Origin of the sequence: Streptomyces sp. NPDC127114 (assembly GCF_042677525.1) — a bacterium.
In the GTDB taxonomy this organism is placed as follows: Bacteria; Actinomycetota; Actinomycetes; order Streptomycetales; family Streptomycetaceae; genus Streptomyces.
Window position 1 is genome coordinate 1 of sequence record NZ_JBHXTJ010000066.1, and the last position, 12523, is coordinate 12523.

Here is a 12523-nt window from a genome sequence, read left to right on the forward strand (position 1 = left end):
GAACCGGATGGTTCCGGGGCCGCCCCTTCTGCCGTCTACGCGATGGTGAGACGGTCGCCGAGGACGTCCGCGCCGATGATGTCTCCGCGCCGGACGCCGTTGACGGTGACGGTGAGATCGGCGAGTCCATGGAGGGGCGTGAGGTCGAGAGGGCGGCCGTCCGGCTCCAGGTTCACGAGGCTGACGTGCCTGAGCGCCGGCAGCCTGGCCAGTGGACCGAGGTCCGTCCCGGAGAAGGGTCGTACCAGCATGATGATGGTGAGCTGGGAGGTGTCCAGCGACTCGAGGACCGCGAACCCCGTGTGATCGGGGATCCAGGCCAGATACGAAAGGGGCCGGCTGCCCAGATGTCGGGCGATCTCCTCGCCGGTGAAGCCCCCCGCGAGGATGACGGACGTGAGGCTGGGCAGACGGTCCAGCAGCTTCAGGTGCCGGGACGTCGGCACGACCACGACCTCCGGCCCCGACAGGTGCGCCAGGACCTGTTGGGCGAACGCCTCGGCCGGGAAGGCGGCCCAGCTCGCGCCGAAGTGATGCCCTAGGCCCGCTTCGCTGAAGCTTCGGGCGTACGGCAGGGCCTCCGCACCGCCGACGGCGGCGATCAGCTCGACCACGTGGCCGACGACGTCCTTGGGTACGTCCTCCGGCGCAGGCAGCAGCGGAAGCACCGACCCGCCCAGGCGCGCCAGCTGGGCGGTCTGCAGCGGATTCCGCGGTGGGATGACCGACCGCACCGCCTTCTCCACCCGCCGCCGCAGGCCCTCGTCCAGCCATGCCGCGTGCTGCGCGCACAGCGCCGCCATGACGTACAGCGTCGTCTTCAGGTCCTGCCTCCGGGTCCCGGAACCCGCCTTCAGGAGGCCCTCCACCAGGACCGGCAGGTCCCGTCGCTTGCAGTGGCCCGCGGCGAGGAGAAGGACGTCGTGCCACTGCTGGTCGTAGGCGTGACGCAGGAGCTCGGGGAGGCAGTCGTCCTCGACGAACTCCTTCGCGGCCAGGAAGTCCTGGAAGGTGCGGTGGGCGAACTGGAAGACGTCGTCGGTGCGCTCCTGGAGGAGGCCGCTGCGGTTGATCAGATGCGTGAGGACCTCCGCGGGCGTGCCCTGCGCCTGTACGCGGGGCATCCCGGGAAGGGCGCGTTCCACGCGCTGGAGGGCCTGTTCGCGGGTGAACTCGGTCTGGCCGCCCCGCACGAGCCAGGCGGCCAGCCGCTGCAGGAGCTGCTGGTGCTCCTCGACGGACATCCGGATGCCGTCGGGCGCGTCCACCCGGCGCCGCTCGTCGCGGGTGCCCAGCAGCATGGTGAGGGCGGAGTCGTACAGCTCCCAGCGGGTCTCGGGCAGGAAGCCCTCCCGTAGCCGGTGCAGGGCGCAGATGACGGCGCACAGGAGCGGGGTACGGGCCAGCTCGGCGAGGTTCGGGTTGTGCCGGAACTGCTGGGCCAGGTCGCGTTCCAGGTCGTCGAGCGCCGCCCGCTCCCGCTCGTCGGCGTCCAGCCGGGCGGCGTCGTGCCAGGCGGTGACGAAGGCCTGGATGTCCTCGCCGCGCAGCGGCAGCAGGTTCAGCTCCTCGAACTTCTCGGCGTCCAGCCAGTCGGGGGCGACGGCGTGCGGGCGCACGGTCGCCACGCAGCGGGTGCCCGGGTAGCGGGCGAGGAGCCCGCTGAGCCAGGTGTGGGCGTCCTCGCGGTCGTCCTGGGTGACCTCGTCCAGGCCGTCGACGAGCAGCAGCCCGCGCCCGGCGCCGAGGACCCGGCCCGCCCAGCCGTCGGGTGCCGCGTCGATCACCAGACCGGCGACGGCGGGAAGCTCGGCGGGGGAGGGGAAGCCGCCGCCCTGGGTGCGCAGAGAACGCAGCGGTACGACGAAGGGCACGAGGCCGTTGAGCGCGGCGAGCTCGGGTCCGAGGGTTCCGGCGGCGGCGTGGGAGGCCAGCCACCACACGAGCGTGGTCTTCCCGGCGCCCGCGTCGCCCCGCAGCAGGACGCGGGGGCGGTCGGCGAGCAGGTCGTCGATCCTGCGGGGCACGGGCACGGTCTCCCGGTCGCGGGAGGCGGCGGCCTCCAGGGAGAGGTAGGCGGTGTCGAGGTCCCACGCGGAGGCCTGCTTGCCGAGCTCGTCCAGGCCGAAGATCCGGGTGCGGCGGTAGGCGGCGCCGACGGCCTCGGCGTACTCCTCCTCGTAGGGCTGGTCGCGGGGGTGGGTGGCGGTGACGGGGCGCGGCGGGGCGAAGTCGTCGGGGAGCCAGCGGTACGCCTCGTCGTCGGCGAGGAGGGCGGAGAGGGGCAGGCATTCCAGCCGGCGGTGCCCGCGTCCGCGCGGGACGGCCCGCACGATGCCGAGGAGCCCGTCGTCTGCGTACACGGGAGCCCCGGAGAGGCCGGCGAGCGGGGACGGGCCGTCCGCGGTCTCGGTGGCGGGAGGGCGGTCGAGCTCGACGGTGAGGGTGCGGCGCAGCAGCCCGGCCATGGGCAGGACGGTGCCGGTGAACTGGTCGAGGTCGGGCCTGTGCTCCTCGTCCCGCTGGATGTGGGGGTAGCCGAGGATGACGCAGCCGGGTATCGGGCGGTCGGTGGCGACGGTGCTCAGCTGCGGGGTCGGGCCGAGGCGCCGCTCGCTGAGCAGCAGCGCGGCGTCGAGCCGCTCGTCGGACCAGACCACGCGTAACCGCTGGGGCTCGCGGTACGGGCCGGCCACGGTGGCGCTGTGGGCGCCGCCGATGACGTGGGCGGCGGTCAGGACGAGGTTCCCGGGGAGGAGCACGCCGGTGCCCTGGTGCTTGCCCAGCACGGCGAACACGAACTGGCTGGTGTTCACCGGCCGTACGTCCCGTCGGTCCCGTCGCGCCGGTCGGCCCGTTCGGCGGCGGCGCCGAACCCCGACAGGTCCGCCTCCTCGTCGTTGCCCACCAGCCATGCCCCGCCCGTCGCGGCGTTGCGGGGCTTCAGCGTGAAGGAGACCCGGTGGGTCTCGCCGCGCGAGCGGCTCGCGTCGGCGCCGGCCTCGACGACCCAGGCCTTGATCTTGCCGCCGGCCTTCGCCTCCTTCCGCAGCTCGACGGAGAACTCCATCTCGATGTCGCCGACCTCGAAGGCGACGGCCTGGCCGGTGGCGCGGCCGGCCGCGATGAGCAACTGGTCGCGTACGGAGGCGATGGCGTCGGCCAGTTCGATCTTGGGCGTGGTGTCGGTCATGCCTCGGAAGCTAACCCGCTCCGAAGGGTCGTGGAGGGGGTTCGGACGGGTTCGACGGCGTGACCCAGGTCCCATTCGCGGCGCCTTCGCGGGCCGGCCGTGGTGACAAGGCGCACAGGGGTTTCGAGCGGTACTAGCCGGAATAGTGGTCGGTTTTGGGGAGGAATCAGGACGTTCAGTGGTGAACCGCTGGGACCTTGGTCCTGGAGCGCCCCGAAGCGGGCGTGTGCCTGCGTTTCGGGCAGTTCGGGACCTCGCGACATGCGGTTAAACAGGTCTACGCGGGTCGCAATGTCCGAATTCGCCCGGGTTCCCGGGTGTCGTCAAGAGCTGAACTTCCCCGGAGATCGCTACGACGCGATGTCGTAGATGGGGTGTTTTGGCCGGGATGGGGGTCCGGGTTACCAAGGATGAGCAAGCCCGGCGCTCACCGCTCTCGCGCCGGGTCCCGTTCTGTCCGGAGGTTCTCCCCCGTATGTCGAAGCGCGTCATGAAGCCCAGCGTCCGTACCACCGCCGTCGCCCTCGCCGCCGCGGGTCTGGGAGCGTCGCTGGTGGCCGGTGCCGGCTCCGCGTTCGCCGCCGAGGGCAAGGCCGCCGTCGCCAACCCGCAGACCGCGGTGGCCGCGTCCGCCGCCCTGGCCAAGCAGGCCGCCGTCCAGGCCAAGGTCGCCGCGCAGGTCGAGGCCGCGCAGGCGAAGGCCGCCCAGGTCAAGGCCGCTCAGTTGAAGGCCGCCGCCGCGAAGGCGCAGGCCGTCAAGGTCGCCGCCGCCAAGAAGGCCCCCTCCTGGGTCAAGCCGGTCAGCTCCTACACCCTGACCGCCAGCTTCAACCAGGGCGGCGCCATGTGGGCCCACAAGCACTCCGGCCAGGACTTCGCCGTCCCGGTCGGCACCCCGGTCAAGGCCGCCGGCGCCGGCACCGTCGTGAAGGCCGGCCCGAACGGCGGCGGCGACGGCCCCGCGTACGGCAACGCGATCGTCGTCAAGCACGTCAACGGCACGTACTCGCAGTACGCCCACCTGTCGAAGATCAAGGTCAACATCGGCCAGAAGGTCGCCGCCGGCCAGCAGATCGCCCTCTCGGGCAACACCGGCAACTCCTCCGGCCCGCACCTCCACTTCGAGATCCGCACGACCCCGAACTACGGCTCCGCCGTGAACCCGGCCGCCTTCCTGCGGTCCCACGGCGTCAGCATCTGACGCACGGCATCCGGCGCGCGGTACTCACGCGCGACCTCCGGAACGCGATCCGTCAGGCGTGATGCGCCTGCCTGATCAGATCGAGGGCGACCTCGAGGACGGCTTCCTGCTTCTCCTCGGGGTCGCCCTCGACGTTCTGCATGAAGAACGTCCCGGCGTGCATCGTGAAGACCGCGCTGATGGAGCGGACCTTGTCCGCCATCGTGAACTCCGGGTCGTGGAGCAGCCGGGTCAGCGCGATCATGCGCTCCTTGAAGGTCAGTCCGACGCTCAGCTTGCTCACCGCCGCCTGGTTCTCCTGCATGAAGCGGAACAGCGGGGCCGCGGCGAGCAGCGCCTGCTGGTAGCGGCGGAGGACCTCCTGCCGGGTCTCCAGGGTGCGCGGCTGCTCGCCCGCCCACTCGATCAGCTCGTCCATGGGCCTGGTGAGGTCCTCGAAGATGCTGACGAGGATGTCCTCCTTGGTCTTGAAGTGGTAGTAGAGCGCGGCCTTGGTGACGTCGAGGCGTTCCGCGATCTCGCGCAGCGAGGTCTTCTCGTACCCCTGCTCGGCGAAGAGTTCGAGGGCCACGTCCTGGATGCGCTGACGGGTGTTGCCTCGGGCCTGGGCCATGGTCTCTCGCTTCCACCGATACTTACTTGACGCCCGGCTAGTTACCGGTCTACTTTCCCCAGTGTAGTAACTAGCCGGGCGGCAAGTAAGGAAGTGACGGGGACGACATGGCGACGACCGAAAAACACACCACCGCAGCAGAGGAGACGGTCGACCAGCCGCGCAGCGTCCGCGTCGTCCTCCTCGCCCTCATGATCGCGATGCTGCTCGCGATGCTGGACAACATGATCATCGGCACCGCGATGCCGACGATCGTCGGCGAGCTCGGCGGCCTGGAGCACCTCTCCTGGGTCGTCACCGCCTACACCCTGGCCACGGCCGCCTCCACCCCCATCTGGGGCAAGCTCGGCGACATGTTCGGCCGCAAGAGCGTCTTCCTCACGTCGATCGTGATCTTCCTGATCGGCTCCGCGCTCAGCGGCATGGCCCAGGACATGGGCCAGCTCATCGGCTTCCGCGCCGTCCAGGGCCTGGGCGCCGGCGGTCTGATGGTCGGCGTCATGGCGATCATCGGCGACCTGATCCCGCCGCGGGACCGAGGCAAGTACCAGGGCATGATGGCCGGCATCATGGCGCTCGCCATGATCGGCGGACCGCTGGTCGGCGGCACCATCACCGACCACTGGGGCTGGCGCTGGTCGTTCTACATCAACCTGCCGCTCGGTGCCGTCGCGCTCGCGATGCTCGCCACCGTGCTCCACCTCCCGAGGAAGGAGCGCGCGACCGGCACCCGGATCGACTTCGCCGGTGCGGCCCTCCTGACCGTCGGCATCACCGCGATCGTCCTCGTCACCACCTGGGGCGGCACCGAGTACGCCTGGGGTTCGCTCAACATCATCGGCCTCTCGGTCGCCGGCGTCGCGGCCCTCGCGGCCTTCCTGTTCGTCGAGACCCGCGCGAGCGACCCGATCATGCCGCTGCACATCTTCCGCAGCCGCAACTTCACCCTGATGTCCGTGATCGGCTTCCTCACCGGCTTCGTGATGTTCGGTGCGGTGCTCTTCCTGCCGCTCTTCCAGCAGTCGGTGCAGGGCGCGTCCGCGACCAACTCCGGCCTGCTGCTCCTGCCGATGCTGCTGTCGATGATGGTCGTGTCGATGATCGCCGGCCGGGTGACCACCAGCAGCGGCAAGTACAAGATCTTCCCGATCGTCGGCGGCGCCTTCATGGTCGTCGGCCTGTACCTGCTCTCCACGATGGACACCGACACCACGCGGTTCGTCTCGGGCGTCTACATGGCTCTGCTCGGCGCCGGCATGGGCTTCCTGATGCAGATCACGATGCTCGTCGCGCAGAACAGCGTCGAGATGAAGGACATGGGCGTGGCCTCGTCCTCGACCACCCTGTTCCGGACCCTCGGCTCGTCCTTCGGCGTCGCGATCATGGGCGCGCTGTTCAACCACCAGGTCCAGGACGAGATGGCCGCCCGCGGCGGCGGCGCCGCGACCGCCCGGTCGGCGCAGCTCGACGCCGCGAGCCTCGCCAGGCTCCCGGAGGCGCTCCGCGACGCCTACCAGCACGCGGTCGCCGCGGGCACCCACTCGGCCTTCCTGGTCGGCGCGGCCGTGTCCGTCCTCGGCTTCGTCCTCGCCTTCTTCGTCAAGGAGGTGGCGCTGCGCGGCACCGGCCTGCCGAAGAAGGACGAGGCCGCCGCGGACGCCGCGCCGAAGACCGTCGAGGCCGTCTGACCCCGGGCGGCGCGGTCGCCACGGCCGCGCCGTCGTCCGGCGCCACGGCCGCGCCGTCATGCGCCCGCGTCGCCACACGGCCCCGGCCGCATGTGGCCCGCTGACGCGCACGACGCCCGCCGGCACGTACGGCCCCGCCGTCCACAGGGCGACCTGTGGACGGCGGGGCCGTTTCGCGTGCGGGCGGGCTCGAACGGTCAGTCCGGCATCCGCAGCACCGGGAAGCTCCCCGTGTTCGTCGGCGCGTGCTCCGGCAGCCACAGCACCGCGATCGCACCGCCCGCGCCGCCCGGGGTGCCCTCGGGCGCCGCGTTGCGGAAGGTGAGGCGGGCGCCGAGGACCCGGGCCTGGCCGCTCGCGATGGTCAGGCCCAGGCCGTGGCCCTGGCCCGCGCGGTCGCTGCTGCCCGTACGGAAGCGGCTCGGGCCCTCCCTGAGCAGCGCCTCGGGAAAACCGGGGCCGTGGTCCCTGACCCGGACCACCCGGCCCTCGACGGTGACCTCCACCGGTCCCTTGCCGTGCTTGGCCGCGTTGGCGAGCAGGTTTCCCAGGATGCGTTCCAGCCGGCGCGGGTCGGTGTTGACCCAGGACTCGTGCACCACCTGGACCCGCGCCTCCGGGTCGAGCGCCCGCACCCGGCGGGCCACGAACTCGGCGAGCGCGATCTCCTGGAGCTCGGCCCGTTCCGACGCGCTGTCGAGCCGGGCCACCTCCAGAACGTCCTCCACCAGCGTCCGCATGGCCTGCGCACGGTCGCGGACCAGCTCGGTCGGCCGGCCGGGCGGCAGCAGCTCGGCCGCGGTGAGCAGCCCGGTCACCGGCGTGCGCAGCTCGTGCGCGATGTCCGCGGTGACCCGGCGCTCGGCCTCGATCCGCTCGTTCAGGGCGTCGGTGAGCGCGTCGACGGCGCGGGCCAGTTCGTCGGTCTCGTCGCGTACGACTCCGCCGATGGCGTCCCGGACCCGGACGTCGGTGTTGCCCTGCGCGACCCGGCCGGCCGCCGCCGCGGCCTTGCGCAGCCGGCGCGAGAGCTGCCCGCCGATGAGCACGCCGAGCGCGCAGCCGCCGAAGACCACCGACACCGAGCCGATGATCAGGGCCCGGTCGAGGTCCTTCATGATCGTGGCGCTGCGGTCGGCGAAGGGCACGTGCAGCGACAGCACGTCGCCGTTGGCGAGCGGCACGGCGGCCCACACGTCCGGCGGGCCGCTGTCGTGCTCCTGGACGTAGGTGCCGCGCCGTCCGTCACGCATCAGCTGGTCGAGCTGGGGCGGCAGCGCAGGATCGTTGATCTTGGTGCCGAACCGCGGCTCCTTCGGCTTCGAGGTCTCGTAGACCCGCTGGGCGAAGACCAGCCGCCACATCTGGGCGTCGCGGGCGCTGTCGAGCATGGAGACCCGGGCCGCGTTGTGGACGACCAGGCTGAGCGTGACCGCGATGAGCGCGCCGACCGCCGCGATGGCGACGGCGATCTTCCAACGGACCCCGGTACGGAGGCCGAGCCCCTTCATCACCTGCCGACCTGCCTGAAGTCGCCGCCCGTCCCCGGTCGCATCCCCGAACGCCTGCCCGCTCCCGCTCTCGGGCTCATCCCCGGGCTCATCCCTTGAGCTTGTAGCCGAAGCCGCGGACCGTCTCGATCCGGTCCTGGCCGATCTTCGTGCGCAGCCGCTGCACATGGACGTCCACGACCCGGGTGTCGCCGCCCCAGCCGTAGTCCCAGACCCGCTCCAGGAGCTTGTCGCGGGACAGCACCGTGCCGGGAGCCGACGAGAACTCGAGCAGCAGCCGCATCTCGGTCGGTGTGAGCGCGACCGGCGCACCGGCCTTGCGCACCTCCATGCCCTCGGTGTCGACCTCCAGGTCGCCGAAGGCCAGCACCCCGCCCTCGGCGGCCTCCGCGCCGCCGTCGCCCGCGCCGGCGCCGCCCGCGTGGCCGAAGCGGCGCAGGACGGCGCGGATCCGGGCCATCAGGACGGAGCCGTCGAACGGCTTGGTGACGTAGTCGTCGGCGCCGGCCTCCAGGCCGAGCACGACGTCGATGGAGTCGGCCCGCGCCGACAGCATGATCACCGGGACGGTCGACTCGTCGCGGATGCGCCGGCACAGGCTGACGCCGTCCATGCCGGGCAGCATGACGTCCAGGAGCGCGATGTCGGGCCGGTTCGTGCGGAAGGCCTCCAGACCCGACAGGCCGTCGGGCATGGCGGTCACCGTGAAGCCGTCCCGCTCCAGGGCGAGCTGGGTGGCCTCACGGATGACGTCGTCGTCCTCGACGAACAGGACATGGGTCTCGGCCATGGTGCGTGCGCCTTCCGCGTACGTTCGGATCAGGGGGTCAGTTCGAGGAGGGGGCTTCGCTCGGGGCCGGCTCGGCGCCGTCGATGCCGCCGTCGCCGACCGCCTTGCTGTAGTCGTTGTGCACCCAGTCGTGCTGGGTGAACTTGTTCCCCGTCCAGCGGTACGTGATCACGTCCTCGCCCGAGGGATAGGCGACCGGGTCGCCCTTCGCGTACACCTGCTTGGTGACGATCAGATCCCCCCGGTCGATCGTCCCGTACACCGCCGCGTCCTCGGCCATGAAGACGTTCGTGTACCTGTCGTTCTCCTCGCGGTACACGTACGTGCCGATGCCGACCGCGTCTCCGCAGGTCATCAGGTTGACGACGACGTCCGGCGCGCCGGAGTCGGTGAGGTTCCCGTACGAGGTGTCCACGGGGTAGGCGTCCGCCGTGCACGGCTTCAGATCGGCCTTCACCCGCTCGCCGATCTTCGGGTCGTTCTTGATCAGCGCGATCGGGTCCACCCGCTTGCCGGTCATCGCGCCCTCGCCGAGCGAGGCGGAAGGCGTCGGCGTGGCCGGGGCGGTCGAGGCGACCTGGTCGGACCGGGCGGCGCCCTCGTCGCGCGAGCCGGTGCCTCCGGTGGAACAGCCGGACACGAGCACGCCGACGGCGGCGAGCCCGGCCACCGCCGTGATGCTCGCCGCCCGTTCCCTGGCAGTCCAGGCCGGTCTCAGGCCGCGCACCGCTCCTGCTTCCGCTCGTCGCCTCGTACGGTCGTCGCCCGCTCCAGGACGCCGGCGTCCAGGGCCCGGGAGTCGCCGTCGGCGGCCCGGCTCTCCAGTTCCTGGCGCAGTCGGGCCAGGGCGCGGTGAAGCGTGCTCTTCACCGTACCGGTCGACATGCCGAGCGCGGCGGCCGTCTCCTCGGTGCTCATCTGCTCCCAGTGGCGCAGCACGACGACGCTGCGCTGCTTGGGCGCGAGCACCTTCAGGATGTCCATCAGGAGGGCCCGGTCGGCGTGCTGCTCGGTGGCGTCCTCGACGCGGGCGTCGGGCAGCTGCTCGGTGGGCACCTCTTCGAGCTTGCGGGCCCGCCACCACTCGGTCCGGGTGTTGATCATGACCCGGCGGAGGTACGCGTCGGCCAGCGACTTGTCGGCGATGCCGTCCCAGCGGCCGTACGTGCGGACCAGCGCGGTCTGCAGCAGGTCCTGGGCGTCCACCGGGTCGGGCACCAGACGGCGGGCGCTGCGCAGCAGCGCGTCCTGCCGCGTGCGTACGTACTCCTCGAAATCGAGCACCTCGCCGTGCGCCATCCCGAACCGCCTCCGATCCCCGTGACCAGCCGTGTTTCTTTACGCCGACGACGCTACGGAGCGGTTGTCACGGGGTTGTGCGGAGCAGCCGTCGGCGGACGCACGGCTACCCATCGGTTGTGTAACAGCGGATGCAAAGGTTCCGGATCCTTCGGATCGAAGGTGCCATGGAGGCACGGCCTCCGGGCTTGCGGATCGGGCTCTCGGGGGACCCCGGCTCACGGGGGGCGGCCGGCGGCTCGGGCCTCCTGTCGGCCGGCGGCTCGGACCTCCTGTCCTACGGGCCCGGCCTGGCCGGCCCGGGGGCGCGGGAGCCGGGCCAGCGGAGTCGGGCCGACGGGGGCCCGGCTCTCCGGGGTCAGCCCGGTGCGAGCCGGTAGCGGCGGGGATCGGCCGCGGGGGTGATTCCCCCGTGCGAGCCGGCACCGGCATCGGCCTCCGGGGCCAGTCCAGCGCGACCCGGTACCGGCGTCGGCCTCCGGTCAGCCCAGCGGGAGCCGGTAGCGGCCGTCCTCCAGTGGTTCCACCAGGCCGTCGGCGACCAGGCCGTCCAGGGCGCGGGCGCGCTGGACCGGCTCGTCCCAGACCGCGTCCAGGGAGGCCTGGTCCACCGGGTCCACGGCGTCGCGCAGTACGGCGAGCAGCTTGCCCCGCACCTGGCGGTCCGTGCCGGCGTACGTCTGGCCGCGCCGCGCGGGCCCGTCGTGGGCCGGCTTCCCGGCCCGCAGCCAGGCGCACCGGTCGGCCAGCGGGCACCGCCCGCAGTCCTCGTTCCGCGCCGTGCACACCAGGGCGCCCAGCTCCATGGACGCCGCCGCCCAGCGGGCCGCCGTCGCCTCGTCCTCCGGCAGCAGCGCCCGGGCGAGCCGGCGCTCGGCGGCCGTCGTGGCGTTCGGCGGGTACTGCACGCCGGTCGCCGCCCGCGCGAAGACCCGGCGCACATTGGTGTCGAGCACCGCGTGCCGCTGCCCGTACGCGAACGAGGCCACCGCCGCGGCCGTGTACTCGCCGATGCCCGGCAGCGCGAGCAGCTGCCCGTGGTCGCTCGGCACGTCACCGCCGTGCCGCTCCTTTATCGCCACGGCCGCGGCGTGCAGCCGCAGCGCCCGGCGCGGATAGCCGAGCCGGCCCCAGGCCCGTACGGCCTCGCCCGGCGCCTCGGCGGCCAGGTCGGCGGGCCGCGGCCAGCGCGCCAGCCACTGCTCGTACACGGGCAGGACCCGCACGACCGGCGTCTGCTGGAGCATGAACTCGCTGACCATCACGCCCCACGCACCCGCCTCGGGGCGCCGCCACGGCAGATCGCGGGCGTGCCGGTCGAACCAGGCGAGGACGGGCCCGTGCAGCGAAGCGGGCGCCACGCCGTCGGGCACGACGTCCTCGAACGCGCGGAGCTCGTCGGAGGCGGCGGAGGCGTCAGAGGCGGCGGGGGTGCGGGAGGTGGGGGAGTCAGAAGACGAGGCGGACGGCGAGGCGCCGGCGGAGGAGGCGGAGGAGGTGTCGATGGAAGTCATGGCACCTCCGATCCTGGCACGTTCCGCGGGCGATCAGCGCGCGCCGTGGCGTGCGCCCTCGGGGCGCGCGGAGGCGTGCGAAGGCATCCCGCGCCCCACGCACCACACCACCGCGCCGCTCCGGCTGGACCGGGCCGTCTCCACCAGCGCGCGGACCGGGCGCCGGGCGGACTTCACCACGACGAACGCGACCACGCCGCCGACGAGGAGGCCGACCGTCACGTCGTGCGGGAAGTGGACGCCGACGAAGACCCGGGAGAAGGCCATGAGGAGGGCCATCGGCGCGGTCAGCCAGACGAGGCCGCGCCAGGAGAGGGCGAGTGCGACGGCCGCGGCACCCGCGATCGCCGAGTGGTTGCTGGGGAAGGACCAGTCGCCGTACGGCGGGCACGCGACGAGCGAGGCGGGCGCACCGGCCACCGCCCGACACGGACGCTCCTCGTCGATCAGGGACTTCAGGCCCTCGCTGACCACGTAGCCGAAGGCCGTCGCGAGCGGCGCGAGCAGCGCGAGCGCCATGCCGTCCGCCGACCCGCGGCGCATCCGCCACCAGCCGGCCACGAACAGCACCCCGAAGAGCAGCAGCCCGAGTTCGGTCCACACCTCCGCGAGTCTCTGGAACCAGTGCGGGGTGGAATGGGCGAACTCGAGGATGTCGAGGTACAGGCCGTCGGTGAGGGTGGGCAGGTTGTCCATGGTCAACGACGTTAACCG

11 protein-coding genes are annotated in these 12523 nt (G+C 72.4%); 2 read left to right on the plus strand and 9 right to left on the minus strand.

Translation table 11 applies throughout. From position 1 onward, the window contains the following. Nucleotides 1-35: 35 nt before the first annotated feature. On the minus strand, nt 36-2816 hold the full coding sequence (locus tag ACFVGS_RS35515) for an NACHT domain-containing protein (RefSeq protein WP_385696420.1): 2781 nt from the start codon (nt 2814-2816) through the stop codon (nt 36-38). After that, entirely contained in the window at nt 2813-3193 is a 381-nt protein-coding gene (locus tag ACFVGS_RS35520) for a trypco2 family protein (protein ID WP_384422176.1), read from the minus strand. Before ACFVGS_RS35520 ends, ACFVGS_RS35515 begins: the two co-directional genes overlap by 4 nt. A 475-nt stretch (nt 3194-3668) precedes the next feature. Between ACFVGS_RS35520 and ACFVGS_RS35525 the strand changes: the two genes are divergently transcribed. Next, complete coding sequence (locus ACFVGS_RS35525; RefSeq protein WP_385696423.1) at nt 3669-4394, plus strand: M23 family metallopeptidase; 726 nt, start codon at nt 3669-3671, stop codon at nt 4392-4394. 52 nt (nt 4395-4446) lie between these two features. Here the strand turns inward: ACFVGS_RS35525 and ACFVGS_RS35530 are convergent, their stop codons facing one another. Further along, nucleotides 4447-5007 (minus strand): TetR/AcrR family transcriptional regulator, encoded by a 561-nt coding sequence (locus ACFVGS_RS35530; protein WP_384422173.1) that lies wholly within the window; start codon nt 5005-5007, stop codon nt 4447-4449. A 107-nt stretch (nt 5008-5114) separates the two neighbouring features. On the opposite strand from ACFVGS_RS35530, the gene ACFVGS_RS35535 reads away from it, so the two are divergent. After that, the gene (locus ACFVGS_RS35535; RefSeq protein ID WP_384422172.1) at nt 5115-6695 is read left to right on the plus strand and encodes an MDR family MFS transporter; all 1581 of its coding nucleotides are present in this window, start codon (nt 5115-5117) and stop codon (nt 6693-6695) included. Nucleotides 6696-6892: 197 nt separating this feature from the next. On the opposite strand, the gene cseC is transcribed toward ACFVGS_RS35535, so the two are convergent. From cseC to ACFVGS_RS35565, 6 genes are all read right to left on the minus strand, one after another. Further along, a complete protein-coding gene (gene cseC / locus ACFVGS_RS35540; RefSeq protein WP_384422170.1) occupies nt 6893-8206 on the minus strand; it encodes a two-component system sensor histidine kinase CseC in 1314 nt (437 codons plus the stop codon). Nucleotides 8207-8294: 88 nt separating this feature from the next. Beyond that, nucleotides 8295-8996, minus strand: coding sequence for a two-component system response regulator CseB (gene cseB, locus ACFVGS_RS35545; protein WP_384422168.1), 702 nt, complete (start codon nt 8994-8996; stop codon nt 8295-8297). Between the two features lie 37 nt (nt 8997-9033). Next, nucleotides 9034-9723 carry a hypothetical protein gene (locus ACFVGS_RS35550; protein ID WP_384422166.1) on the minus strand — a complete coding sequence of 230 codons (690 nt, stop codon included), beginning with the start codon at nt 9721-9723 and terminating at the stop codon, nt 9034-9036. Then, a complete protein-coding gene (locus tag ACFVGS_RS35555) occupies nt 9711-10295 on the minus strand; it encodes a SigE family RNA polymerase sigma factor (protein WP_384422164.1) in 585 nt (194 codons plus the stop codon). Before ACFVGS_RS35555 ends, ACFVGS_RS35550 begins: the two co-directional genes overlap by 13 nt. A gap of 482 nt (nt 10296-10777) precedes the next feature. Then, the gene (locus tag ACFVGS_RS35560) at nt 10778-11809 is read right to left on the minus strand and encodes an A/G-specific adenine glycosylase (RefSeq protein WP_385696429.1); all 1032 of its coding nucleotides are present in this window, start codon (nt 11807-11809) and stop codon (nt 10778-10780) included. A 33-nt stretch (nt 11810-11842) separates the two neighbouring features. Beyond that, nucleotides 11843-12505, minus strand: a complete 663-nt coding sequence (locus tag ACFVGS_RS35565; protein WP_384422160.1) for a phosphatase PAP2 family protein — start codon at nt 12503-12505, stop codon at nt 11843-11845. Nucleotides 12506-12523: the final 18 nt, after the last annotated feature.

Excerpts from the sequence above, each read along its gene's own strand:
- ACFVGS_RS35565 (WP_384422160.1), bottom strand. The coding sequence starts at position 12,505 with ATGGACAACCTGCCCACCCTCACCGACGGCCTGTACCTCGACATCCTC.
- ACFVGS_RS35530 (WP_384422173.1), bottom strand. The coding sequence starts at position 5,007 with ATGGCCCAGGCCCGAGGCAACACCCGTCAGCGCATCCAGGACGTGGCC.
- ACFVGS_RS35535 (WP_384422172.1), top strand. The coding sequence starts at position 5,115 with ATGGCGACGACCGAAAAACACACCACCGCAGCAGAGGAGACGGTCGAC.
- ACFVGS_RS35560 (WP_385696429.1), bottom strand. The coding sequence starts at position 11,809 with ATGACTTCCATCGACACCTCCTCCGCCTCCTCCGCCGGCGCCTCGCCG.
- ACFVGS_RS35520 (WP_384422176.1), bottom strand. The coding sequence starts at position 3,193 with ATGACCGACACCACGCCCAAGATCGAACTGGCCGACGCCATCGCCTCC.
- ACFVGS_RS35555 (WP_384422164.1), bottom strand. The coding sequence starts at position 10,295 with ATGGCGCACGGCGAGGTGCTCGATTTCGAGGAGTACGTACGCACGCGG.
- cseC (WP_384422170.1), bottom strand. The coding sequence starts at position 8,206 with ATGAAGGGGCTCGGCCTCCGTACCGGGGTCCGTTGGAAGATCGCCGTC.
- cseB (WP_384422168.1), bottom strand. The coding sequence starts at position 8,996 with ATGGCCGAGACCCATGTCCTGTTCGTCGAGGACGACGACGTCATCCGT.
- ACFVGS_RS35525 (WP_385696423.1), top strand. The coding sequence starts at position 3,669 with ATGTCGAAGCGCGTCATGAAGCCCAGCGTCCGTACCACCGCCGTCGCC.